Below are 24,457 nucleotides of genomic sequence, written 5' to 3'. Positions count from 1 at the left end.
AGAGCCATGCGGGGCGCGAAAGGATTCTCGGGTGGAGTGGGGCGGGCGCGCCCGGGGCCCTCGGCCGTCCGGCCTCCCTGGCTTCAGGGGGCGGGCGACGGGGCTGCTCGCGGCGCGCACCGGCGGGTGAAAAGGGGACGGGACCCAGGCCCCTTGGAAGCCTGAGTCCCCGTCCCTGCCCTCCTCCCCAGGAGCAATGAAAGAGGAGGGCGTGTGTGACGCACGCTCACGCCTTGCTGGGCGTGGCCGTGGCGGAAGGCGTGGATGCCGCCGAGGCGGTGGCCGTCGAGGGGACGGCGGCCACCGGCGAGGGCTTGCCCAGGCCGACATGCATCCGGTGCTTCACCTCGGCGAAGCGCGAGGAGGCCTCGCGCTCCGGAGACAGCAGCGAAACGATTCCTCCCACGACGAAGGCCAGCGGAATCGTGATGATGCCTGGATTCTTCAGCGGAAACAGCGCGGTCGCGTTCTTCAGCAGGTCCACCTGTACGGTGGGCGACAGGAAGATGAGCAGCACGGAGCTGATGGCGCCGGTGAGCATGCTCGCCACCGCGCCGCGCGTGGTGAAGCCCTTCCACGCCATGGACAACAGCAGCGCGGGGAAGTTGGCGCTCGCGGCGATGGCGAAGGCCAGCCCCACCATGAAGGCCACGTTCTGCCCCTTGAAGACCACGCCCAGGACGATGGCGAGCACGCCCAGGAAGAGGCTCGCCAGCCGCGCCACCTTGAGCTGCTCGTGCTCTGGCGCCTCGCCCTTGCGCACCACGCTGGACCACAGGTCGTGCGACAGCGCCGCCGCGCCGGACAGCGTCAGGCCGGCCACCACCGCGAGGATGGTGGCGAAGGCCACCGCGGAGATGAAGCCCAGGAAGCCCGTGCCGCCCACCACCTCCGCCAGCATGGGCGCCGCCATGTTGCCGCCCTTGTCCACCCCGGTGATGGCCTGCCGCCCCACCAGCACGGACGCGCCGAAGCCGAGGATGAACGTCACCAGGTAGAAGTAGCCGATGAGCCCCGTGGCGTAGAACACGCTGCTGCGCGCGGCCTTCGCGTCCGGCACCGTGTAGAAGCGCATGAGGATGTGCGGCAGGCCCGCCGTGCCGAACATCAGCGCCAGCCCCAGCGACACCGTCTCCAGCGGGTTGCTCACCAGCGCGCCCGGCGCCAGCACCTGCGGCCCGTACCGCGTGGCCGCCTCGTTGAAGAGGGTCGCGGGGTTGAAGCCGAACTTGTACAGCACCGCGCCGGCCAGGCCCGTGGCGCCTCCCAGGAGCAGCACCGCCTTGACGATCTGGACCCAGGTGGTGGCGATCATCCCGCCGAACAGCACGTAGAGGATCATCACCGCGCCCACGATGACGACGGCCATCTCGTAGGACAGGCCGAACAGCATGTGGATGAGGTTGCCGGCGCCCACCATCTGAGCGATCAGGTAGAAGCTCACCACCGTGAGCGTCCCCACCGCCGCGGACAGCCGCACCGGCGTCTGGCGCAGCCGGTAGGCCACCACGTCCGCGAAGGTGTACTTGCCCAGGTTGCGCAGCGGCTCGGCGATGAGGAACGTCACCACCGGCCAGCCCACCAGCCAGCCCACCGAATAGATGAGGCCGTCGAAGCCGGAGGTGGCCACCAGGCCCGCGATGCCCAGGAAGCTCGCCGCGCTCATGTAGTCGCCCGCGAGCGCGAAGCCGTTCTGCAGGGCGCTGACGCCGCCGCCGGCGGCGAAGAACTCCGAGGTCGTCTTCGTCTTGCGCGCCGCCCAGTACGTGATTCCCAGGGTGACGCCGACGAAGAGGATGAAGAAGCCGATGGCCGTGCTGTTGGGCTGGCCGAGCTGCGTGGGGGAGACCGAGGTCGGGTTCATGCGCAGGCCCTCTTCAGCGACGGAGTTGGTGCAGGGCGCGGTCGTACTTGCCGTTCGCCCACAGCATGTAGAGGCCCGTCAGGGCCCAGGCGGTGACGATGACCACCGCGCCCAGGACGATGCCCACGGACAGCCCGGGGGTGAGCTGCTCGCCCATCAGCGGCTTGTTGAACGCCACCAGCAGGATGAAGCCGAAGTACGCCACCAGCGTGGCCACCGTCAGCACCGCGGCCACGCGCCAGCGCGCGGCGGCCAGTGCTTCCAGGGCGTCCTCTTGGGGATTGCCGGACATGTCTTGCCTCCTGTGCGACGGGGATGGACTACGGCTTGGCGCGCGCGGGCGCCGCCTGGGTGAGCAGCTCGTCGAGCACGGCGGGGTCGGCCAGCGTGCTGGCGTCGCCCAGGTTCTCCGTCTCGCCGGAGGCGATCTTGCGCAGCATGCGCCGGAGGATCTTCCCCGAGCGCGTCTTGGGCAGCCCCTGCACCACCACCACCCGGTCCGGCGTGGCGATGGGGCCGATGACGTGGCGCACCTGCTCCTTGAGCGCGCCCACCATCTGCTCGGAGGACGTCTCCTGCCAGTCCGGCTTCACCGTGACGAACGCGCACACGCCCGTGCCCTTGATGTCGTGGGGGAAGCCCACCACCGCGGCCTCGGCCACGGCCTCGTGGGCCACCAGCGCGCTCTCCACCTCCGCGGTGCCCAGGCGGTGGCCGGACACGTTGAGCACGTCGTCCACGCGGCCGGTGATCCAGTAGTACCCGTCCTCGTCGCGCCGGCAGCCGTCGCCGGTGAAGTACAGGTTGGGGAAGCGCGAGTAGTACGTGTCCTTGAAGCGCTGGTGGTGGCCGTACAGCGTGCGCGCCTGGCCGGGCCAGGAGCGGGCCAGGCACAGGTTGCCGCTGACGCCGTTGCCCTCGATGATGCGGCCCTCGTCGTCCAGCAACACCGGCTCCACGCCGAAGAAGGGCAGGGTGGCGGAGCCGGGCTTGCACGGCGTGGCGCCGGGCAGCGGGCTGATGAGGATGCCCCCCGTCTCCGTCTGCCACCACGTGTCGATGATGGGGCAGCGCTGCTCGCCCACCACGTCGTGGTACCAGCGCCACACCTCCGGGTTGATGGGCTCGCCCACGCTGCCCAGCAGGCGCAGCGACTTGCGCGAGGACCGCTTCACCCACGCGTCGCCCTCCTTGATGAGCGCGCGCAGCGCGGTGGGCGCGGTGTAGATGTTGGTGGTCTTCAGGTCGTCCACCACGCGCCACAGCCGACCCGCGTCCGGGTAGGTCGGCGTGGACTCGAAGAGCACGGTGGTGGTGCCGTTGATGAGCGGGCCGTAGAGCAGGTACGTGTGCCCGGTCACCCAGCCCAGGTCGGCGGTGCAGAAGTGGATGTCGTCCGGCCGTACGTCGAAGACGAAGCGGTGCGTCGTCGCCGCGTACACCAGGTAGCCGCCCGTGGTGTGCAGCACGCCCTTGGGCTTCCCCGTGGAGCCGGAGGTGTAGAGGATGAACAGCGGGTCCTCGGCGTCCATCCACTCCGCCGGACAGACACCCCGGTGCTTCGCCATCTCCGTGTCCAGCCAGTAATCGCGGCCGTCCGTCATGGGGACGTCGCGGGAGGTGCGGCGCACGACGAGCACGGAGCTGACCTGGGTGAGGCCCTCCACCGCCTCGTCCGAGATGGCCTTGGTGTGGACGCTCTTGGGGCCGCGCGGCCCCTCGTTGGCGGTGACGAGCACCTTCGCCCCACAGTCGAGGATGCGCTCGCGCAGCGACTCCGACGAGAAGCCCGCGAACACCACCGAGTGCACCGCGCCGATGCGGGCGCAGGCGAGCATGGTGTAGGCCAGCTCCGGAATCATCGGCAGGTAGATGCAGACGCGGTCACCCTTGCGCACGCCGTGGGCCTTGAGCACGTTGGCCACGCGGCCCACGTGGTGCTGGAGGTCCCGGAAGGTGATGGTCTCGTACTCGCCGGGCTCGTTCTTCGCCCAGAGGATGGCGGCCTTGCCCGGGCGCTCGCGCGCGTGGCGGTCCACCGCGTTGAAGGCGGCGTTGAGCTTGCCGCCCGTGAACCAGGCGAAGTCCACCTGCTCCGCGTTCACCTCGCGCACCGTCTCCGGCGGATGGAACCAGGTGAGCTGCTGGGCCATCTCGCCCCAGAAGGCCTCGGGCTGCTCGATGCTGCGGCGGTACAGGCGCTGGTAGTCCTCCAGGCTCTGCACGTGAGCGTGGCTGCTGAAGTGCTCCTTCGGCGGGAAGAGTGCTTCCGTCGACGTGGTCATCCGGGGCTCCTGGTGGGAATGGGGGAAGGGGAGGGGTCAGTAGAAGAACTGGACCTGGGCGGTGCCGGTGATGCCGGTCTCCGCCTCGGAGAGCTCACCCACGCGGGTGAGGGCCAGCTCCGTCTTCAGGTTGAAGGTGTGCTTCATGAACCAGAGGTTGACGCCGGGGCGCAGCGCGACGGCGTCCTGCGCGTGCACCCGCGAGTTGAAGTACTCGGCGGAGACCACCGGCTCCACCTTGCCGAAGCGGTAGCCCAGCTCCGACAGGAGGCCCGTGCCGCTCTGCGGGTTGTCCATGCCCTGGCGGTAGTGGAAGACGGTGCTCTGGAAGACCAGCTCCTGCGACGCGCTGAAGGGCAGGTCGAGGAAGACGTCCGCGGAGAACGCCGCCGAGTCGTGCTTGCCCGTGGCGCTGGCGACGGCGTTGGGCTGGTAGTCCGCGCCCGCGCCGATGGACAGGTGCGTCTTCTCCGCGAAGTAGATGCCCTGGAAGAAGAGGTCCTCCTCGCGCGTGAGGAAGTTCCAGCGCACCATCGCCACGCCGCGCGGGAGGTCATCCGGGTTGACGGTGGTGCCATTCTCCAGCCGCACACCCTCCTGGCCGTTGAGGATGGCGGCGCGGAAGCCGACGGGCCCCACGAAGCCGCGCAACTGCACGCCCACGTCGCGCCAGACCTTCCCCATCCCCGCGGTGAAGCGCACCAGGTTGGAGTGGAAGTCCACCGTGTTGAGCGCGATGGCGCCCTGCAGGTTGTGGCGCGACAGCGGCGCGATGATGAGCCCCACGTCCACCCAGACCTTGTCCAGGAACTCGTAGGACACGAACGCGTCCTGCACGTAGAACTGGGCGTTGAAGTTGCCGTCCTTGCCGAAGTTGGGCTGGTCCGTCTCCATGAAGAAGGACAGCCGCTTCGTCACGCTGCCGTAGACGAGCAGGCGCACGCGGCGGAGGAAGAAGTCCGTGCCCACGCCCCCCAGCGGCGTCGCGTCCTTGATGACCTGCGCCTGGGGTTGGAGCAACAGCGCGATGTTGAGGTTCGCCTCGTCGTTGATGGTGAGCTTCCCCGCGAGGGCGGAGTGGAGGGGGAGCAGCGCCACGACGAGCGCGGCCAGGACCGACAGCGGGCGGGACGGGGCTGGGGACATGCCGCGCTCCCAGAGCAACACTCCGGCCAACGCCCGCACGTACTGGATTCAGGACGTTGCAGGTTGGCTCGTCGCGTCAGGACGTTACCGAAGGTGACGTGGGCGTTACCCCGGTAACGATTCGCGCGGCGCGTCGTAACGATTTGCGCGGCGCGGCAATGATTGACGCGGGCCGCGACGGTGGGGGGGCGGTGCGCGAGATGACAATCAATTGCGGGCGCGCGGGATGCCCAGCTTCTGTCGCTTCTCCCACAGGGCCTTGCGGCTGATGCCCAGCCGCTTCGCCAGCTCCGTCTCGCCCATGTGCTCCTGGTGCTCCAGGACGAAGCGGCGGAAGTACTCCTCCATGGAGTCGGGGGACGTGCTGGCGGTCTCCGCCTCCTCCTCGGGCGGCTCCGGGACGAGCGGGCTGGTGTCGGGGCCGCCGCCGGGCAGCTCGAGGGACAGCAGCTCCGGGGTGATGACGGGCCCGTCCGCGAGGATGACGGCGCGCTCGAGGGCGTTCTCCAACTCGCGCACGTTGCCGGGCCAGGGATGGGCGGACAGGGCGGCCATCGCTTCCGGGGACAGCGTGGCGGTGGCGTGGCCCACCTTCCGGCCCGCCTTCTCCAGGAGGAACCTCGCCAGCGCGGGCAGGTCCTCGCCGCGCTCGCGCAAGGGGGGCAGGCGAATCTCCACCACGCGCAGGCGGAAGTAGAGGTCCTGGCGGAAGGCGCCCTCCTGTACGCGGCGCGGCAGGTCCCGGTGGGTGGCGGCGATGATGCGCACGTCCACCTTGCGGGGGCGGGTGGAGCCCACGCGCCGCACCTCGCCGTCCTGGAGCATGCGCAACAGGCGCGCCTGCGCGGGGGCGGGCAGCTCGCCCACCTCGTCGAGGAAGAGGGTGCCGCCGTGCGCGGCCTCCACGAGGCCCGCGTGCGCGGTGAGCGCGCCGGTGAAGGCGCCCTTCTCGTGGCCGAACAGCTCGCTCTCCAGGAGGCCCTCGGGAATCGCGGCGCAGTTGACGGAGACCAGCGGCCCGTCCGCGCGGGGGCTCTGCGCGTGGAGCGCGCGGGCCACCAGCTCCTTGCCCGTGCCGGACTCGCCCAGCACCAGCACGGTGGCGGGCGATGGCGCCACCTTGCGCACGCGCTCGAAGACGTCGCGCATGGCCGCGCACTGGCCCACCATGCCGCTCACCGGCCAGGCCTGCTCCACCTCGCGCCGGAGGGCCACGTTCTGCCGCGTCAACCGTCCCTCGCGCAGCACGCGCTCCACCTGGAGCAGCAGCTCGTCGTGGTCGAAGGGCTTGGCGATGTAGTCGACGGCGCCCAGCTTCATGGCGTCCACGGCCGACTTCACCGTGGCGTAGCTCGTCATGATGAGCACGGGCACCCCGGGACACAGGGCGATGACGTCCGTGCCGGGCGCGCCGGGCAGGCGCAGGTCGGAGATGACCAGGTCGAAGGAGTCGAGCGCGTAGTCGCTGGAGGCCTCCTGCACCGCGCCCGCCTCGGAGACCTCGTGGCCGGCGCGCACGAGCAGCCGGCGCAGCTCCGTGCGGATGATGGGCTCGTCCTCGATGACCAGGATTCGACTCATGTGGAAGCCCCCGGAGCCGGGCGCGCGGTGGGCGCGGTCCCGCGCGCGGCGGGGAGGCTCACCGTCACGCTAGTCCCTCCCCCGGGCCGGTTGTCCATCTGGATGGCGCCACCGTGCTCCCGGACGATGCCCGCCACCAGGGCGAGCCCCAGGCCCGTGCCCTCTCCCGGTTGCTTGGTGGTGAAGAACGGCTCGAAGACGCGCTGGGTCAGCTCCCCGGGGATGCCGTGGCCCCGGTCCAGCACCCGCAGGTGGATGTTCCCGTCGACGGCCTCCGCCTCCAACTCCACGCGCGCGCCCTCGGGCGAGGCGTCCACCGCGTTGGTCAGCAGGTTGACCAGCACCTGCTCCAGCCGCTGCGAGTCCCCGAGGATGACCAGGCCCTCCGGGCTGCGGTGCTCGAAGGACACGCCTCGCGACTTCGACGCGCCGCGCGCCATGCGGGCCAGCGCCACGGACTCCGCCAGGAGCGGGCCCACCTCCACCCGCGCGAAGGGCCGCGCCTCGCCGCCCACCGTGCCCGCGTGGCTGAAGCCCACCAGCATCCGGACGATGGCGTCGATGCGGCGCGTCTGCTGGAGGATGAGGCCCGTGCGCTCCTTCACCGCGTCCGCGTCGTCCAGCTCGTACTTGAGGTTCTGCGTGAGGCTGGCGATGGCGGTGAGCGGGTTGCCGATTTCATGCGCCACGCCCGCCGCCACCCGGCCCAGCGACGCGAGCCGGTCCTGGTGCGCCATGCGCGCGTCCACCGCCTTGCGCTCCGTCTGGTCCTCCACCAGCAGCGCCATGCCCTGCGACGCGCCGCCGCCCTCCTCGTCCTGGGTCAGCCGCGAGCGGTGCAGTCGCAGCGTGCGCTCGGCGCCGACGAGGGAGAGCCGCGCTTCGATGTCCGCCTGCTCGCCCGCGGCGAAGCCGGAGAGCAGGGGCCCCCAGGGTGGAGGCAGGGCCGCCAGGGGATGGCCACGCGCCGCGTGCTCCTCTACTCCGGACAGTCGCTCCAGCGCCGCGTTCCAGATGACCACCTCGCCATCCGGTCCCACCGCGCAGACGCCCAGCGGCAGGTCCTCCAGGATGCGGCGCAGGTAGCGGCGCACCGCCTCCACGGGCCCCTGGGCCTCGCGCGCGTCGCGCAGGCGCTCCTCCACGAAGCGCAGCTGTTCGGCCAGGGCCGCGCGGGGGCCGGGCCCCAACCGCAGGGCCTCCTCCACCGTCAGCCGCGCCAGCACGGGCCCCAGCAGGCCGGACAGGTTGCGCTCCACGCCGTCGCGCAGCCGGCGCAGCTCCAGGGGACGACGCTCGTCCGGCGCCATGTCCAGGCCCTCCAGCGCGCGGTCCACCTCCGCCGTCGCGGCCTCCTCGCCGAGCAGGGGCGCGAGCCGCTCGCGGAACTCTCCGGGCGAGCGGGCCTCCACGCCTCCTGGGACGAGCGAGGGCGTCTCGCGCGTGCACGCCCGCGCCGCCTCCGCTTCGGACTCGGATTGCCGCGTGGCCAGCGACACGCCCACGAAGGCCAGCGCGTTGAGCGTCAGCGAGGCGAAGGTGGCGAAGCCCCACGGCTCGTCCTCGGGGAAGCCCATGTGGACCGCCAGGTCATGTGTCCACGCCACCAGCTCGCGCGAGGCCCACATCGGGACGACGAGCGTCACCACCCACGCGCAGGCGCCCGCGAGCAGGCCCGCGAGCAGGCCCGCGCGGGTGCCCCGCTTCCAGAACAGCAGGCCCAGCACGCCTGGGGCGAACTGCGCCACCGCGACGAAGGACACCAGCCCCAGGTCCACCAGTCCCAGGCCGCGCGTGTCGAGCAGGCGGTAGAAGCCGTAGCCCGCCAGGATGATGAGCGCGATGAGCAGTCGCCGCGCCCACAGGAGCCAGCCGTACAGGTGGGGCTGACCGCGCGCGTAGCCCAGCGGCAGCACCAGGTGCGTCAGGCACATGGGCGCCAGCGCGAGCGTGGTGACGATGACCATGGCGCTGGAGGCGGACACGCCGCCCAGGAAGGCCACCAACGCCAGGCCCGTGGCGCCTTGCGAGGCGGGCACGGCGAGCACGTGGAAGTCCGCGGGCCAGGGGAGTCCCAGGGCCTCGCCGCCCCACAGCAGCACCGGCACCGCCAGGTTCATCACCAGGAGGAGCAGCGGGAAGGCCCACGTCGCGGTGGACAGGGCGTCGCGCTCCGGGGCCTCCGTGAAGGCGACGTGGTAGCTGCGCGGCGTGAGGAACGCGGCCGCGCAGGAGAGCACCAGCAGGGGCGCCCAGGAGGCCTCGCGCGCGGGGCGCTGGAGCTGCTGCACCGCCTCCGGATGCGCCTTCAGCCACGCCCACAGCCCATCCACGCCGCCGAACACCGACGACACGGCCCACGCGCCCACGGCGACCAGGGCCACGGCCTTCACCGCGGACTCGAAGGCGATGGCCAGCATGAGGCCCTCGTGTCGCTCGCGCGGGGTGAGGTGCCGCGCGCCGAAGAGGACGGAGAAGACGATGAGCACCGCGCAGAAGCTGGTGCCCACCAGCGTGGGCGAGGCGGACGGGCTGAGCACCTTCGCGGACTCCACCACCGCGCGGACCTGGAGCGCGAGGTAGGGGAGGCTGCCGGCGAGCATGAACAGCGTCACCGCCGTGCCGGTGGACTGGCCGGGGTAGCGGAAGGCGAGCAGGTCCGCCAGCGAGGTGAGTTGCAGCTCGCGCGTCAGCCGCAGCAGCGGGCGCCACAGCACGGGCACCAGCAGGCAGGCGAGGGTGACGCCCAGGTAGATGCCCAGGTAGCGGAAGCCGTGTCGCGCCGCGTAGCCCACGCTGCCGAAGTACGACCAGGACGTCGCATAGACGCCGAGCGCCAGCGCGTACACCAGTGGGTGCTGGGTGACGCGAGAGGGGATGAGGTTGCGCTCCGCCGCGTACGCCACGAAGAACAGCACCAGGAGGTAGGCGATGGACGCGGCGAGCAGCGGCCCCAGCTCGAGCGTCACGGGTCACCGCCATGGCGCGCCGCCCATCCGCCCAGGGCGATGACCCCCAGCCACACGACGAAGGGCAGATAGCCCGGGGCCTCCTCCGAGAGCCACACCCGCCTCAGCGGCGAGCCGAAGAGCAGCACCGCGATGGCGAAGACGAGCAGCGACGGCATCGCGGGCGCATCCGGCTCGGAGGGGCGCTTCATGGCGTGGAGGATACCAGTCGCGTGGCTCCTGGGTGACAATGCAGTGGCAGGGGTTCCGCGCGGGCGAGGAGTTGGCGAAGGGCGCGGCGATGACAGACACGGGGTGAGAGATGGATGGACACACCATGTGGCTCTGGCGGGAAGGCGAGACCTGGCGAGCACGGCTGGCTCCCGGAGGCTGGTCGCGGTTCTTCCTGGCGGGCGCCTGTGCGCTCTGGCTTTCCGTCTGGCTCGTCGGGGAGATGTGTGCCCTCGACGGCATCACCACGTTCGTCGGCAAGCTCTCTCGACCGCGGTCCCTGTCGCCGCTCCAGGGGTTGGATGGGAATGGGTCCCTGGTTGGGACACTGACGCCGCTGTTCGTGTCGTTCGGATGGGTTCTCTGGACCCTCATTGGCCCCTGGTGGCGTTCGTGTTGCTGCGTTCGATGGCGCGCACCGAGCACCTCTCCTTCGACCCGCGGGGGGTCGAGCGTTGGTTGAACCTGGGGCCCTTTCGCCATGGCTTCGAGCGCGTGGCGTTCGCCGACCTCGTGGACCTCTATCAGTCGCAGAGGGATGGCTCGGTGATGGGGCTCCTCCGCGCGGGATGCACCGTGCGGCTGGCCAGTGGAGGAAGGTACGAACAGCACGCCGAGTTGTTGGGCCGGTGGCGTGAACTCACCCAGCTCCCGTTGCAGGATGGGAGCTCGCGATGCGGGTCCCCGCGGGCAGGGAGGTGCTCTCCGAACAAGAGGGCGTCACCGTGATGCGCGAGGCCCCCGGGGCGAGTCGCTTCGCCGCGTGGGCTTGGTGGGTGACGGCGGGGCTGCTGGCCGTCAATCTGGGCTTCCTGCTGTGGCGTCGACGCTTCGGCGCGGAGGGTGTCCCCGAGACGCTCACGTCCCTGGGGCTGGTCGTCGTCACCTGGGCGGCGGCGCGAAAGGCCTGGCGCAACACCTGGGCCCTCCAGTGGTGGGAGGTTGGTTCAGGGCACTTCGTGCACGTCATCAAGACCCCCTTCTCCCTCCGGCGCGAGGCGCACCGTGTCTCGCGGTTGGTGGTGGAGATTCATCGGGACGATGACGACGGCGACCACGAGTGGACGCTCTGGTTGCATGGGGAGGGCAGCAAGGTGGCCCTGGTTCGCTACTCAGACGAACCTCGCGAGGTCGAGCACCTGGGGCTGTGGTTCGCGCAGCGCACCGGGGTGCCCTTCGAGCGCGAGGCGCTGACCGTGACGCCCGCCCCATTGGCGGTGGCGACCGACGGTCGCGCGGGATGAGTCCGTGGGCTCGCTCCTCCAGCGCGGGAGCCCTTCGTGGCGCGGAGGACGTCCGTCGCGTGGCGCCCGGGTGACAATGTGGTGACAGGGTTTCCGCGAGCGCCGGGCGCATCTGGAGAAGGGCGCGCGGCCATGACGGCCGCGGGGACGGGGAAAGGCACCCCATGTGGCTTCAGAAGGAGGGAGAGACCTGGCGGGCGAGGCTTGCGCCCGGGGGCTGGTCGAGGCTCTTCTTGGCGGGTTTCTGTGGGTTCTGGCTGATGGGTTGGGTCGTCGGCGAGGTGCTCGCCATCCAAATCCTGGCGACGTTCGTCGGTGAGTTGTCGCGGTCCGTGCCCTTGTCGCAGCTCCGGGGGCTGACGGGACAAGGCGACGTGGGCGTGACGCTGACGCCGCTGTTCCTGTCGTTCTGGCTGGCGCTCTGGACCCCCGCCGGGTTCGCGGTGGCTTTCGGGTTGTTCGCAGCGCTGGCGGGCGCCGAGCACCTGTCCTTCGACCGGCGCGGCGTGGAGCGCGCGTCCCGGCTGGGGCCCTTCCGCTTCGGCGTCCAGCGCGTGGCGTTCGCTGACCTGGTGGACCTCTACCCGCTGCAAGGCGTTGGCGCGGTGGTGGGGCTGCTGCGCACGGGGCGCAAGGTGACGCTGGCCAGCGCCGGAACGAAGGACCAACACACGGAGCTGCTGCGCTGGTGGCGCGAGTTCTCCCGGCTTCCGTTGGAGGACGCTGCGCTCGCGTCGCACGTCCCCATGAATCGCGAGGTCGTCTCCGAGCGCGCTGGACGCACGGTGCTGCGGAAGGCCGCGCGGGTGCGCCGCATCGCCGCGTGGGCGTGGTGGGTGACGGCGGGGCTGCTCGCCTTCAACCTGGGCATCCTGCTGTGGCGCCGGCTCTTCGGCGCGGATGGCGTCATCGAGACGCTGGCCACCCTGGGATTGGCCGCGCTCACCTGGCTGACGGCGCGGCAGGCCTGGCGCGAATCCTGGGGACTCCAATGGTGGGAGGTCGGCCCGGAGCGCTTCGTCCGCGTCACCCAGGGACGCTTCTCCTCCCGCCGCCAGGCGCACCGTGTGCGCAGGCTGGTGGTGACGGCGCAGCGGGACGACGAGGACGGCGACCACTCATGGGCGCTCTGGCTGCACGATGAACAGGACGGGAAGGTGGCGCTGATTCGCGGTTCCAAGGACGCGCGCGAGGTCGAGCACCTGGGCCTGTGGCTCGCACAGCGCACCAGGGTGTCCTTCGAGCGCGAGGCACTGTCCCCGCCCCTCGCCGAGCCGGCGGTCGCGACGGGTCGCCGTCGCTGAGGGGCCTGTCCGCGCCACCTCCTCGAACCGGTGATGACGGAAGAGGACTCGACGCGGGGCCCGGTCCGCCCCAGAATCGCGCGCCGACCACCGCAGGGGGACTTCTTCGATGATGACCGTTCAGGAGCTGCGCGCGCTGAGCAAGCGCCTGACCGAGCCGTTCTTCTGCAAACAGGTGGGGCCCTTCGTGCTCGTGCAGAAGCCCCCCAGCCCGGTGATGGCGCAGCTGGCCCTGAAGATGGGCGCGGCGCGCACGACGATGGCCCGCGACATCCCCAGCCTCGAGCGGCAACAGGTGGCGCTCTGGCTGCACTTCGACGCCCTCACCGTGGCCATGCTGCCGCCGGTGGGCGGAGAGGACGTGCTCACCGTGGGGCGTCAGCCCGACTGCGACCTCGTGGTCAACGAGCCCTCCGTCTCCAAGCGCCACGCGAAGCTGTGCTGGTGGGGGCCGCAGGTGGGCACCACCATCGTCGACCTCAAGTCGAGCAACGGCACGTTCGTGAACGCCAAGGAGGTCGCGTCCGGCGGCGAGATGCACGTGCGCGACGGGGACCTGCTGGGCTTCGGCGACGCGACCTTCGCCTACCTGCTCACGCCGTCCTTCTACGCGAAGATGAAGCGCGTCCAGCCGTAGTCACCGCCGGCCGGGCAACAGCAGCATCAACAGGGTCGCGACCAACGTGACGCCGCCCACGAGCACCGCCAGGGCCACCGGCAGCTGGACGCGCGTGATGCCCACGTAGAGCAACGCGCCCACGCCCCCAAGCACGGAGAGGGCGAGCACGGCCTTGATGATTCGCTCGACGTGTCCCGCGATGACCGAATAGGCCACGCCTCTCGCGCCATGAGGTGCAGGCCCGCGGTGAGCGCCTGGTCCACGAGGTCCGGCCGCCCGTGCTTCGCGAAGTGGCGTTCGGCGCAGTCGGGGCAGGCGAGCCGCGAGAAGCCCACGAGGGTCGGCGCCCGCCGGAGCGTCTGCTGGCACAGGTCGCAGGCACCACCCAGGCCGAGCTTGTACTTCCAGTCACGCAAGCGCCCCATGTGCCACGAGCCTAGCAGCCGGCTTGTGCACCCGACGATGACGCACCCCGCCCAGCCTTCGGTGGGTCAGCCCATGCCGCGTCGCGACGACAGCAGTCCTGGACCGGCCGCCCCATGGAGGGACGGCGGTAGGATGCGGGCCCCCCGCATCATGAAGGGACGGAACACGTGGACGCGACGCAGGACGACTTTGGCCCCCCGAGAGACGAGCGGGAGGTCGCCGCCGTCATCGACATCCTGATGCACTCCTACGCCATGACGCCGGAGGACTGCGAGGGCTGGAAGAAGCGCCAGGACCTGGGCAACCTGCGACTGCTGCGCGAGAAGGGCCAGGTCGGCGCCACGTTGGGCCTGTTGCGCATGGGGCAGTGGTACGGCGGGCGCAGCGTCCCCGTCATCGGCGTGGGCGGCGTGGGCGTCCACCCCCTGCATCGCGGGCAGGGCACGGCCACGCGGCTGATGCGCCACCTGCTCCGGGAGGTCCGCGCGGAGGGCGCGCCGCTGTCCATCCTCTACCCCGCGACGCAGCCGCTCTACCGGCGCGTGGGCTACGAGCTGGCCGGAGGCCGCTACGAGATTCGCGTCCCCGTGTCGTCGCTGGGGACGGACGAGCGCGGCCTGCGGCTGCGGGCCATCGAGGCCGCGGACGAGGCGGCCATCACCGCCTGCTACACCCGCGTCGCGCGCCACCGGCAAGGGTGGCTGGACCGGGGCGCGTTCTCCTGGACCCGCGTGCGCAACCCCCGCACGGAGACCGTGCACGGCTTCCTCGTGGAGGGCGACGCGGGCGTGGAGGGCTACGTGTACCTGGCGCGCCGGCCCCAGAAGGACCTGAAGTACGAACTCGGAGTGACGGACGTGGTCGCGACCACGCCCGTGGCGGCCCGGCGGCTCCTGCGCTTCCTCGGGGACCACCACTCCCTGGGCACGGAGGCGGTGTGGTTCGGCGGCGTGGACGAGCCGCTCTTGTGGCTGCTGCGCGAGCAGGACTACTCGGTGAAGCTGTACATGCATTGGATGGCGCGGGTGCTGGACGTGGCCGCCGCGCTGGAGGCCCGAGGCTGGCCTCCGGACGCCGCGGGCGTGCTCCACCTGGAGGTGGAGGACGACCTCTTCCCGGAGAACCAGGGGCGCTTCGTGCTGGAGGTCGCGTCCGGCGCGGCCCGCGTGACGCGGGGAGGCGAGGGCCGGATGCGGCTGCACGTGCGACAGCTCGCCTCGCTCTACACGGGCTTCGCGTCCGCGGACGCGCTGCGCGCCATGGGCCTCCTCCAGGCCGACGACGCCTCCGTCCAGGTCGCCCAGCGGCTGCTCCACGGCCCCACGCCCTCGATGCGCGACATGTTCTGACGGACCCCGGGCGCCCCTCCCACGGGATGGGAGGGGCACCCGGGCCGCCAGGTGGCTACCGCGTCGAGGGCGGGTGGTGGTAGGAGCCCGAGACCTCACTTCTCGGGAGCAGTCCATGCGGGCGTTCGTCACCGGCGGGTCCGGTTTCGTGGGCAGACACCTCATCGCGGCGCTGAAGTCGCGGGGCGACACGTCGCGCGCGCTGGCGCGCTCCCCGGAGGCCGTGGCGGCGGTGACGGCCGCGGGCGCCGAGCCCTTCGAGGGCGACCTGTCCGACGCGGTCCGCCTGAAGGAGGGCATGGAGGGCTGCGACGTCGTCTTCCACTCCGCCGCGGTGGTGAAGTCGTGGGCGCGCCGCGCGGAGTACTACGAGGCGAACGTGCGCGGCACGGAGCGGGTGCTGGAGGCGGCGGTCGCCGCGGGCGTGAAGCGGCTGGTGCACGTCAGCACGGAGGCGGTGCTGGTGGACGGCACGCCCCTGGTCCGCGCCAACGAGACGTGGCCTTTGCCCGAGCGCCCCATCGGGGACTATCCGTCCACCAAGGGCGAGGCCGAGCGCCGCGTGCTCAGCGTCAACTCCGCCTCGCTCACCACCGTGGCGGTGCGGCCCCGGCTCGTGTGGGGCAAGGGCGACACGTCGGTGTTGCCGCAGATGGTGGACGCGGTGAAGTCGCGCCGCTTCAAGTGGATTGGCGACGGGCGGTACCTCACCTCGACCTGCCACGTCGCCAACTGCGTGGAGGGCATGCTGCTGGCGGCGGAGAAGGGGCGGGGCGGACAGGCCTACTTCCTCACCGACGGCGAGCCCGTGGTGTTCCGCGACTTCGTCACCGCCATGCTCAAGTCGCAGGGGGTGGACCCGGGCAACGCCAGCATGCCGTTCGGCCTGGCCGCGACCGTGGCCACGCTGTCGGACGTGGCGTGGGGCGTCTTCGGCCTGCCGGGCCGGCCCCCCATCAGCCGCACCGAGCTGCTGCTGATTGGACGGGAAGTCACGGTGAGTGATGAAAAGGCCCGCCTGGAGCTGGGCTACGAGGGGCGGATGCCCCGGGGACTGGGGCTGAAGGAGATGGAAGCCGATTTCCAGGAGCGGACCGCGCGCGTGGCGTGAGGCGCGCATGTCGCGTGTGCGGTAGCCTGGGCGGCGGCCGACGCGCGAGGAGGAAGGGCCACCATGAGAAGGTTCGAGTTCGTCGAGGGGACCAGCTCCAAGTTCTGGCAGCCGGAGGTGCAGGGCAACGTCTTCGTCGTCACGTTCGGTCGCATCGGCACCGCGGGGCAGCGCAAGGAGAAGGCCTTCCCGGACGCCGCGGGTGCCCAGAAGGAGTACGAGAAGAAGGTCGCGGAGAAGGTGCGTGAGGGCTACCGCGAGGTGACCGCCGGAGGCGAGGCGGCCCCCGCCGTCGCGGCCCCGCCGGCCCCGCCCCAGAAGCCGCCCCTCCCCCGGCGCGTCCCCGTGGCCTCGCCCACGCCCGAGTCCCTGCGCATCGCCGCGGACGCGCTCGCGGCCCTGCGCGCGCGGCTGGGCTGGCGCAGCTGGGAGGTGACGTCTCGTGCCCGCGCCGCGCGCCGCTCCCTGCGCGCCCTGGGCGGCGTGGACCCCGCGAAGCACCCGGAACTGGACGCGACGTTCTCCGCGCTGATGGCGCGGGTGGTGGCGCCGGCGAAGGAGGGGCGGTTGCCGCTGCGGCACGCGCTCGCGCTCCTGGGCGAACTGGACACGGCGGCCTTCCAGCGCGCGGCGGAGCAGTGGCGCAGCGCGCCCGCCGCCACCCGGCCTCCCGGCGCGGCGACCATCGCGAGCCAGGCGGACGCGCTCGGCGAGCCGGAGCTCGCGCTGCGGCTGGGGCAGCTCCTGGCGACCCGCCCGGGGACGCGCGGCAGCCCCTCCGAGGACGGGTGGGCGAAGCGCTGGAGCCAGCTCGCGCCCCACGTGGCGGACCACCTGGAGGCCTCCGGTGGCTCGTTGTCGGCATTCGTGAAGGGCCTGGACGCGAGCGGTGACTCGCACCTGGCCGGGAGGCTCGCGCGCCTGGCGGGATAGGCGCGCGTGCCGGAGCGAGGGGGACGAGTCGGTCCATGACGCCCAGGTTTCTCATCATCATCGGAGTCTTCGTCGCGCTGGGCGGAGTCCTCTACCTGACCTCGGGGCGCGCCCCGTCGTCGCCGGGAGCCCCCGAGGCGGGCACGAGCGCGCCCGTCGCGCCGCGCCCGTCGCGGCCCGGCGAGGTGACGGAGGTCTCCTTCCTCTACAGCACGGAGAAGAAGGAGTGGGTGGAGGCCGCCGCCGCGGCGTTCCAGCAGGAGCACCCCTCCATCCGCCTGAAGCTGTTGGGGCTGGGCTCGCTGGACGCGGCGCAGGCCATCCTCGACGGGCGGGAGAAGCCCACGGTGTGGAGCCCCGCGGACAGCGCGGTGCTGCGCCTGCTCGCCGCGGACTGGGCCACGGACGCCGAGCGGGGCCCGCTGTTCGCGCCCCAGGGCGACGAGGCGCCGGCGCCGCTGGTCATCACGCCCCTGGTCTTCGTCGTCTGGGAGGACCGCGCGGAGGTGTTGAAGAAGGCGAGCGGTGGGGGGACCGTCTCCTGGAAGGTCCTCCAGAAGGCGGTGACGAGCCCCCAGGGCTGGCCCGCCATCGGGGGCAAGCCCGAGTGGGGCTTCGTCAAGCTGGGCCACACGGACCCCACGCGCTCGAACTCCGGGCTCCAGACGCTGCTGCTGGCCACGCTGGAGTACTACGGCAAGCGGGCCGGCCTCACGGTGGGGGACCTGCTCGACCCGCGCTACCAGGACTGGATGAAGGCGCTGGAGCGGGGCGTCACCCGCTTCGAGCCCTCCACCGGCACCTTCATGGCGGACATGGTCCGCTTCGGCCCGTCCCGCTACGACATCGCCGTGGTGTACGAGAGCCTGGCCATCTCCCAGCTCTCGCACGCGCAGGGGCGCTGGGGAGACCTGCGCGTCTACTACCCGTCGCTCACGCTGTGGAGCGACCACCCGGCTGCGGTGCTCCAGGGCGACTGGGTGACGCCCGCGCAGAAGGCCGCGGCGCTCGAGTGGCTGCGCTACCTGCGCAGCCGCCCCGTGCAGGAGCGGGCCCTGGCGTTCGGCTTCCGCCCGGCGGACCCGACGGTGCCGCTGAGGACCGAGGCCGCGGACAACCCCTTCACGCGCCTGGCGTCGCACGGGGTCCGCGTGGAGGTGCCACCCGTGGCGGAGGTGCCCCAGCCGCGCGTGGTGCGCGAGCTGCTGGCCCTGTGGACGCGCGTGCTGGCGTCGCGCTAGCGACGCGAGGCCAGGTCGATGAAGCCGCGAATCCAGAGCATGTTCACCGCGTGGCACGCGTCCATGGGCGTGTGCGTGCTCGTCTCCAGCGTCGCGGTGTAGGGGACTCCCTGGCGCATGTACCAGTCGGTGACGCTCCCGTCGTGGTACTCGATGAAGCCGTCCGGGTCCGTGACGTTGTGCTCGTCCACCTTCTGCGAGCGGATGACGGTGGCGTAGCGCTCCGCGGCGCGCATCATCGGGAGGTAGGCCCCCTTGTCCCCGAAGGTGTACGCGTACGTCAGCGCGCTGCTCTGGTAGTTGTCCTGGTGGATGTCGAGCGCGGCGACGGGCGGCGCGAAGCGCGCCAGGTCCGAGCGCACCGCGCGCGTCTCCTTCGGCCCGCCGTCGAACAGCGCCCAGCGCAGGTAGTCCTGCGCGCCGGTGAGCTCGCCGCGCCACTCCCCGGGCGCCACCTCGTAGCGGAGGAAGTCGTTGTTGGGCTTCTCGCCGCTCAGGTTGTACCGCGTGCCCGCCTCGAAGCCGGACGGGTTGATGCACGGGTAGACGCGCAGGCCCACCCGACGCTCGCGCGCGAAGGCGACCACCTCCGGCAGGTGCTCGGCCAGCGTCAGCGGGCCCGCGGGCTCCTCTCCGTGGAACCCGGAGGTGATGACCAGCCAACGTTCTCCGGGAAGGGTGAAGCGCAGGAGCGGGTACGGCTGTCCGCCCTCGAGGACCTGGCCGTACTCGGCCACCTCGCCGAGGCTCTCGAAGGCACGGATGCGTCGCGCATAGTCGGTGTAGTTCACGCATCCAACCTATGTGCCTGACGCCTCCGTGCCTACCCACTCCCACCCCACGGACCCGAGGCCCGTTGAGTGGGGGACGGGGAGGGGAGGCGGCCTACTTCACGCCGGTGCGCTCGCGGAACTCGGTGGCCAGCTCCTTGCGCTGCTCCGGGGAGAGCGTGCCGTGGACCTCCAGCGCGGCGTCCGTCGCCTGGTGGGCGAAGGCGCGCATGGCCTCGATGCGCTCGTCCACCAGCGCGTGCAGGCGCTTGGCGTCCGGCGTCGCCGACTCGAGCTGGGTGACCACCTCCGAGCGCACCCCGCGCTGCGCCTCCGCCAGCTTCATGCCCTCGTCGAGGAGCCGGTCCTTCACCGCGTTGATGGACTGGCGCTGCGCGTCCGTCGCGTCGAGGTCGTCCAACTTGTCGTTCAACTTCCACGACACCATCTGCCGGATGCGCTCCGGGTCGTGTCCCCAGCGGTGACCCCCGCGCACGGCGAAGCCGCTGAGCAGCACGACGGCGACGATGGCGGTGGCCGCGAGGGTGAGCTTCTTCTTCATGGTCCTGACTCCTGGTTCGAGGGCCCGTCCCCGGGCCCGGGTGGCTGCGCGCCGGTGTGGCGACGCTGCCCAATGTGCCGGGGGGCTTTTGCGCGGGCTTGTACCCGGCGTGAAGAAGTGTGAAGCCCCCGCCCCCTGTCATTCTCGCTTCGGGTGAGCCCGCCTGGACGCCGGGTAGGAGACCCCGGCGCGCCTTCGGCCCGGCCGGATTTCCACTCTGGAAAGAACGCCTTCCCGGGCCGATTTACCGGCCTCCGGGACACCGGACGAAAGGCCGCAACAGGGAGTGGCCAGGACCCATGCCGGGCTCTACTCTTCCCCGACCATGTCCTTTACCCACCTTCACCTGCATACCCTCTACTCACTGCTCGATGGGGCCATCCGGATGAAGGACCTCATCAAGACGGTGAAGGAGAAGGGGATGACGAGCGTGGCCGTGACGGACCACGGCAACATGTTCGGCGCCATCGACTTCTACAAGAAGGCGAAGGACGCGGGCATCAAGCCCATCCTCGGCATGGAGGCGTACGTCGCGGGGCCCAAGGGCCGCGAGGACCGCTCGGAGAAGGTGTCCCACCACCTCATCCTCATCGCGAAGAACGCGGAGGGCTACGCCAACCTCCGCTACCTGTCCTCCACCGCGTACATGCAGGGCTTCTACTACCACCCCCGCATCGACAAGAAGGTGCTGGCGGAGCACAGCAAGGGCCTGTTCGCCCTCACCGCGTGCCTGGGCGGCGAAATCACCAGCGCGTGCTTCCGCGGCGACATGGACCACGCCCGCCGCGCGGCGCAGGAGTACAAGGACATCTTCGAGCCCGGGCACTTCTTCCTGGAGGTGCAGTCCAACGGGATGCCGGAGCAGGACAAGGCGAACGCGAACCTGATGCAGCTGTCGCGGGACCTGGACCTCCCGCTGTGCGCCACCGCGGACGCGCACTACATCAAGCGCGAGGACGCGCGCGCCCACGAGCTGCTCATGTGCATCGCCAGCGGCAAGACGCTGGCGGACAACAAGCGCCTCAAGCACTCCACGGACAAGCTCTACGTCACCAGCCCCACGGAGATGCTGGAGTTCTTCAAGGACACGCCGGAGGCGGTCCACAACACCCAGCGCATCGCCGAGCAGTGCACCCTGGAGCTGAAGCTGGGCAAGCCCATGCTGCCCACCTTCAAGGTGCCCGACAGCCACACGCCCGACAGCTACATGGCAGAGCTGGCCTACGAGGGCCTGCGCGAGCGCTTCAATGAGCTGGCGGCCACCGTCAGCTACCCCATCGACCGCGAGCAGTACCAGGCGCGCCTGTCGCTGGAGATCGGCGTCATCCAGAAGATGGGGTTCAGCGGCTACTTCCTCATCGTCCAGGACTTCATCAACTGGGCGAAGAAGATGGGCATCCCCGTGGGCCCGGGCCGTGGCTCCGGCGCGGGCAGCCTCGTGGCCTACGCGCTGCGAATCACGGACGTGGACCCCATCCCGTACAACCTCCTGTTCGAGCGCTTCCTGAATCCGGAGCGCGTGTCGATGCCCGACTTCGATATCGACTTCTGCCAGGACCGGCGCGACGAGGTCATCCAGTACGTCGGTCGCAAGTACGGCGAGATGAACGTGGGGCAGATCATCACCTTCGGCTCGCTCAAGGCCAAGAGCGTGCTGCGCGACGTGTGCCGCGTGTTCGCGCTGCCGTTCAGCGAGGGTGACCGCATCGCCAAGCTGGTGCCGGAGGTGCTCAACATCACCTTGAAGGAGGCCATCGAGATGGAGCCTCGCCTCAAGGAGATGATGGAGAAGCCCTCCAACATCGGCGAGGTCGAGGGCAAGCCCGTCACGACGAAGGACGTGCTCGAGATCGCGCTCGCGCTGGAGGGCCTGCACCGCCAGCCCGGCATGCACGCGGCGGGCGTGGTCATCGCGGACAAGCCGCTGTGGGAGTTCGTGCCCGTCTACCAGCCGCCGGGTGAGAAGACGCTCATCACCCAGTTCGCCAAGGACGAGGTCGAGGCCGCGGGCCTGGTGAAGTTCGACTTCCTGGGCCTGAAGACGCTCACCGTGATTCAGCACGCGCTGGACCTGGTCAAGCGCAACCACGGCAAGGACATCCCCCGCCACGAGATTCCGCTCGGCGACGACAAGGTCTGGCAGTTGATGGCCGAGGGCGACACGGCCGGCGTCTTCCAGATGGAGTCCAGCGGCTTCACCGAAATGGTGGTGAAGCTCAAGCCGTCCTGCTTCGAAGACGTCATCGCCGCCGGCGCGCTCTACCGCCCGGGTCCGCTGGACTCCGGCATGGTGGACGTGTTCATCAACCGCAAGCACGGCCGGGAGAAGGTGTCGTACCCGCACCCCGCGCTGGAGCCGGTGCTCAAGGACACGTACGGCGTCATCGTGTACCAGGAGCAGGTGATGCAGATCTCGCAGGTCCTGGGTGGCTACACCCTGGGCCGCGCGGACCTGCTCCGCCGCGCGATGGGCAAGAAGAAGGCCGAGGTCATGCAGGCCGAGCGCGCCGGCTTCCTCGAGGGCTGCGCGAAGAACAACGTCGACCTCAAGGTCGCCGGCGAAATCTTCGACCTGATGGAGAAGTTCGCCGAGTACGGCTTCAACAAGAGCCACTCGGCCGCCTACGGCCTCGTCACCATCCACACCGCGTGGCTCAAGGCGCACTTCCCCTGCGAGTTCATGGCGGCCCTTCTCTCCAGCGAGAAGGACAACACGGACAAGGTGGTGAAGCACATCGGCGAGGCCCGCGAGTCCGGCCTCCAGGTGCTGCCGCCGGACGTCAACCAGTCCGACCTGCACTTCGGCGCGGTGGAGGGGAAGATCCGCTTCGGCCTGGGCGCCATCAAGGGCGTGGGCGAGAACGCCATCGAGTCCATCCTCGAGGCGCGCAAGGAGGGGCCCTTCAAGAGCCTCTTCGACTTCACCGAGCGCGTGGACAGCCGCCGCGTCAACCGCAAGGTGCTCGAGGCGCTGGTGAAGGCCGGGGCCTTCGACTTCGAGAAGCGCTCGCGCCGGCAGATCTTCGACACCATCGAGAAGGCGATGAACCGCGGCTCGGCCAGCCAGAAGGACAAGGCCGCGGGGCAGAGCTCGCTGTTCGGCATGCTCGGCGCCCCGTCGTCGGGCGGTGGCGGCGGCCTCCAGGACGACTACGTCCAGGTGGAGGAGTGGTCGGAGAAGGAGCGGCTGGCGCTGGAGAAGGAGGCCATCGGCTTCTACGTGTCCGGCCACCCGCTGCACCAGTACGACAAGGAGCTCAAGCGCTACGCCAAGCCCATCACCGCGGTGCAGCGCGCGCGCAAGGACGACAAGATCACCGTCGCCGGCATCGTCGCGGCGCTGCGCGAGCGGCCCACCAAGACGGGCAAGCGCATGGCGTGGGTGACCATCGAGGACCTGTCCGGCTCCATCGAGCTGGTGTGCTTCCCCGGCAAGGACGGCACGCGCAGCGTGATGGGCAAGGACGGCAAGTGGTCGAAGCAGGGCCCCAAGCCGGGCTTCGAGCACTGGGAGCACCTGCTCAAGTCGGACGACCCCATCCTCGTGTCCGGCACGGTGCAGATCAGCCAGCGCGACGAGGACACGCCCATGGCGGAGCTCATCGTCGACGACATCCAGAGCCTGAAGTCCGTGCGCGAGAAGCGCACCAAGCGCCTGGAGCTGCGCGTGCCGGCGGACCTGCTCACCGAGGAGCGGCTGCAGAAGCTCAACGCGCTGGCGAAGCAGTACGCGGGCGCCACCCCGGTCGCGGTCAGCGTGCTCTTCAAGGGCGAGGGCGAGGCGCTCATCGGCAACACGTCGCTCAAGGTGCAGGTGCACGACGACCTGCTCCTGGCGGTGGACCGCCTGTTCGGCATGCGCGTGGTGGAGTTCGGCTGATGGCTGGGTGACGGGGCGGGCGACCGGAGCCGGGACGCCATCGCCCCGCGCCGACGTGACTGCGCTACGGTGGCCTCCCTCGACAGGGAGGCCGTCATGGACGCCACGTACAAGTCGCTGCGCATCGAGAAGTCGGACCACGTCGCGGAGCTGGTCCTGATGGGGCCGGGCCGGGGCAACGCCATGGGTCCGGACTTCTGGCGGGAGATGCCCCAGGCCATCCGCGCGCTCGACGCGGACGAGGCCGTGCGCGTCATCCTCGTGCGCGGCGAGGGCAGCCACTTCACCTACGGCCTGGACCTGATGGGGATGATGGAGTCGCTGGGGCCGCTGCTCACCGGTGATGCCAACCTGGCCTACGAGCGCACGAAGCTGCTCCAGTTGATTGGCGACATGCAGCAGGCGACGGAGGGGCTCGCCCGCTGTCGCAAGCCGGTCATCGCCGCGGTGCACGGGTGGTGCATCGGCGCGGGCATGGACCTCATCGCCGCGTGCGACTTCCGCTACTGCTCGCGGGAGGCGAAGTTCTCCCTGCGCGAGGTGAAGGTGGGCATCGTCGCGGACATGGGCGCGCTCCAGCGCCTGCCGCGCATCATCGGCGAGGGGAACACGCGCGAGCTGGCCTACACCGGCCGCGACGTGGAGGCGGAGCGGGCGCTGCGGATGGGGCTGGTGAACGACGTCTTCGCCACGCCGGAGGCGCTGCTCACCGAGGCGCGCGCCATCGCGAAGCGCGTCGCGGAGAACCCGCCGCTCGTCGTGCAGGGCGCCAAGCAGGTGATGGAGTACTGCGCGGGCAAGTCCATCGAGGATGGCCTGCGCTACGTGGCCGTGTGGAACGCCGCGTTCCTCCAGTCGCTCGACCTGACGGAGGCCTTCGGCGCCTTCGCCGAGCGCCGCACCCCGCACTTCCAGGGTCGATGACACCCCGCCCCCGTGGGGCCTTCTGCCGCCGCGCCCGGA

General features: G+C 70.8%; 19 protein-coding genes. 9 read left to right on the top strand and 10 right to left on the bottom strand.

The genetic code is table 11. The features are described 5' to 3' along the window. Window positions 1-226: 226 nt before the first annotated feature. From LZ198_RS19875 to LZ198_RS19845, 7 genes are all read right to left on the bottom strand, one after another. Entirely contained in the window at window positions 227-1,864 is a 1,638-nt protein-coding gene (locus LZ198_RS19875) for a sodium:solute symporter family transporter (protein ID WP_253973588.1), read from the bottom strand. Between the two features lie 13 nt (window positions 1,865-1,877). Beyond that, the gene (locus tag LZ198_RS19870) at window positions 1,878-2,156 is read right to left on the bottom strand and encodes a DUF485 domain-containing protein (protein ID WP_253973587.1); all 279 of its coding nucleotides are present in this window, start codon (window positions 2,154-2,156) and stop codon (window positions 1,878-1,880) included. A 28-nt stretch (window positions 2,157-2,184) separates the two neighbouring features. Further along, entirely contained in the window at window positions 2,185-4,149 is a 1,965-nt protein-coding gene (gene acs, locus LZ198_RS19865; protein ID WP_253973586.1) for an acetate--CoA ligase, read from the bottom strand. A gap of 36 nt (window positions 4,150-4,185) precedes the next feature. Further along, window positions 4,186-5,295 carry a porin family protein gene (locus tag LZ198_RS19860; protein ID WP_253973585.1) on the bottom strand — a complete coding sequence of 370 codons (1,110 nt, stop codon included), beginning with the start codon at window positions 5,293-5,295 and terminating at the stop codon, window positions 4,186-4,188. 207 nt (window positions 5,296-5,502) lie between these two features. Further along, a complete protein-coding gene (locus LZ198_RS19855; RefSeq protein ID WP_253973584.1) occupies window positions 5,503-6,876 on the bottom strand; it encodes a sigma-54-dependent transcriptional regulator in 1,374 nt (457 codons plus the stop codon). Next, on the bottom strand, window positions 6,873-9,845 hold the full coding sequence (locus LZ198_RS19850) for an ATP-binding protein (RefSeq protein ID WP_253973583.1): 2,973 nt from the start codon (window positions 9,843-9,845) through the stop codon (window positions 6,873-6,875). Before LZ198_RS19850 ends, LZ198_RS19855 begins: the two co-directional genes overlap by 4 nt. Then, window positions 9,842-10,036: a hypothetical protein gene (locus LZ198_RS19845; protein ID WP_253973582.1), complete on the bottom strand. Its 195-nt coding sequence runs from the start codon at window positions 10,034-10,036 to the stop codon at window positions 9,842-9,844. The genes LZ198_RS19850 and LZ198_RS19845 overlap by 4 nt, the downstream gene beginning before the upstream one ends. Before the next feature lie 693 nt (window positions 10,037-10,729). Here LZ198_RS19845 and LZ198_RS19840 point away from each other — a divergent pair. The 3 genes from LZ198_RS19840 (at window position 10,730) to LZ198_RS19830 (ending at window position 13,240) form a co-directional block, all read left to right on the top strand. Further along, window positions 10,730-11,299, top strand: coding sequence for a hypothetical protein (locus tag LZ198_RS19840; RefSeq protein ID WP_253973581.1), 570 nt, complete (start codon window positions 10,730-10,732; stop codon window positions 11,297-11,299). A 233-nt stretch (window positions 11,300-11,532) separates the two neighbouring features. Then, the gene (locus LZ198_RS19835; RefSeq protein WP_253973580.1) at window positions 11,533-12,603 is read left to right on the top strand and encodes a hypothetical protein; all 1,071 of its coding nucleotides are present in this window, start codon (window positions 11,533-11,535) and stop codon (window positions 12,601-12,603) included. 109 nt (window positions 12,604-12,712) lie between these two features. Continuing rightward, complete coding sequence (locus LZ198_RS19830) at window positions 12,713-13,240, top strand: FHA domain-containing protein (protein ID WP_253973579.1); 528 nt, start codon at window positions 12,713-12,715, stop codon at window positions 13,238-13,240. Here LZ198_RS19830 and LZ198_RS19825 read toward each other — a convergent pair whose 3' ends face one another. Beyond that, window positions 13,241-13,438: a hypothetical protein gene (locus tag LZ198_RS19825; RefSeq protein WP_253973578.1), complete on the bottom strand. Its 198-nt coding sequence runs from the start codon at window positions 13,436-13,438 to the stop codon at window positions 13,241-13,243. It abuts the gene before it with no gap. A 377-nt stretch (window positions 13,439-13,815) separates the two neighbouring features. Between LZ198_RS19825 and LZ198_RS19820 the strand changes: the two genes are divergently transcribed. The 4 genes from LZ198_RS19820 (at window position 13,816) to LZ198_RS19805 (ending at window position 18,282) form a co-directional block, all read left to right on the top strand. Then, window positions 13,816-14,997, top strand: coding sequence for a GNAT family N-acetyltransferase (locus LZ198_RS19820; protein WP_253973577.1), 1,182 nt, complete (start codon window positions 13,816-13,818; stop codon window positions 14,995-14,997). Between the two features lie 115 nt (window positions 14,998-15,112). Continuing rightward, window positions 15,113-16,108, top strand: coding sequence for an NAD-dependent epimerase/dehydratase family protein (locus tag LZ198_RS19815; RefSeq protein ID WP_253973576.1), 996 nt, complete (start codon window positions 15,113-15,115; stop codon window positions 16,106-16,108). A 63-nt stretch (window positions 16,109-16,171) separates the two neighbouring features. Beyond that, window positions 16,172-17,041 carry a WGR domain-containing protein gene (locus tag LZ198_RS19810; protein ID WP_253973575.1) on the top strand — a complete coding sequence of 290 codons (870 nt, stop codon included), beginning with the start codon at window positions 16,172-16,174 and terminating at the stop codon, window positions 17,039-17,041. Between the two features lie 35 nt (window positions 17,042-17,076). Beyond that, on the top strand, window positions 17,077-18,282 hold the full coding sequence (locus tag LZ198_RS19805) for a substrate-binding domain-containing protein (protein WP_253973574.1): 1,206 nt from the start codon (window positions 17,077-17,079) through the stop codon (window positions 18,280-18,282). Here LZ198_RS19805 and LZ198_RS19800 read toward each other — a convergent pair. Both LZ198_RS19800 and LZ198_RS19795 read right to left on the bottom strand, forming a co-directional pair. After that, window positions 18,279-19,073, bottom strand: coding sequence for a M14 family metallopeptidase (locus LZ198_RS19800; RefSeq protein ID WP_253973573.1), 795 nt, complete (start codon window positions 19,071-19,073; stop codon window positions 18,279-18,281). The two genes, LZ198_RS19805 and LZ198_RS19800, sit on opposite strands and share 4 nt — an antisense overlap. Window positions 19,074-19,167: 94 nt before the next feature. Then, entirely contained in the window at window positions 19,168-19,614 is a 447-nt protein-coding gene (locus LZ198_RS19795) for a Spy/CpxP family protein refolding chaperone (protein ID WP_253973572.1), read from the bottom strand. A gap of 325 nt (window positions 19,615-19,939) precedes the next feature. Here LZ198_RS19795 and dnaE point away from each other — a divergent pair, with 325 nt between their 5' ends. Together dnaE and LZ198_RS19785 are read left to right on the top strand one after the other, a co-directional pair. Continuing rightward, entirely contained in the window at window positions 19,940-23,494 is a 3,555-nt protein-coding gene (gene dnaE, locus LZ198_RS19790; RefSeq protein WP_253973571.1) for a DNA polymerase III subunit alpha, read from the top strand. A 96-nt stretch (window positions 23,495-23,590) separates the two neighbouring features. Continuing rightward, window positions 23,591-24,418, top strand: coding sequence for a crotonase/enoyl-CoA hydratase family protein (locus LZ198_RS19785; protein WP_253973570.1), 828 nt, complete (start codon window positions 23,591-23,593; stop codon window positions 24,416-24,418). Window positions 24,419-24,457 lie beyond the last annotated feature (39 nt).

The organism is Myxococcus dinghuensis, assembly GCF_024198235.1.
GTDB classification, from domain to species: Bacteria; Myxococcota; Myxococcia; order Myxococcales; family Myxococcaceae; genus Myxococcus; species Myxococcus dinghuensis.
Note: the sequence above shows the minus strand (reverse complement) of the source record. Positions and strands in the feature narration are given on the sequence as shown.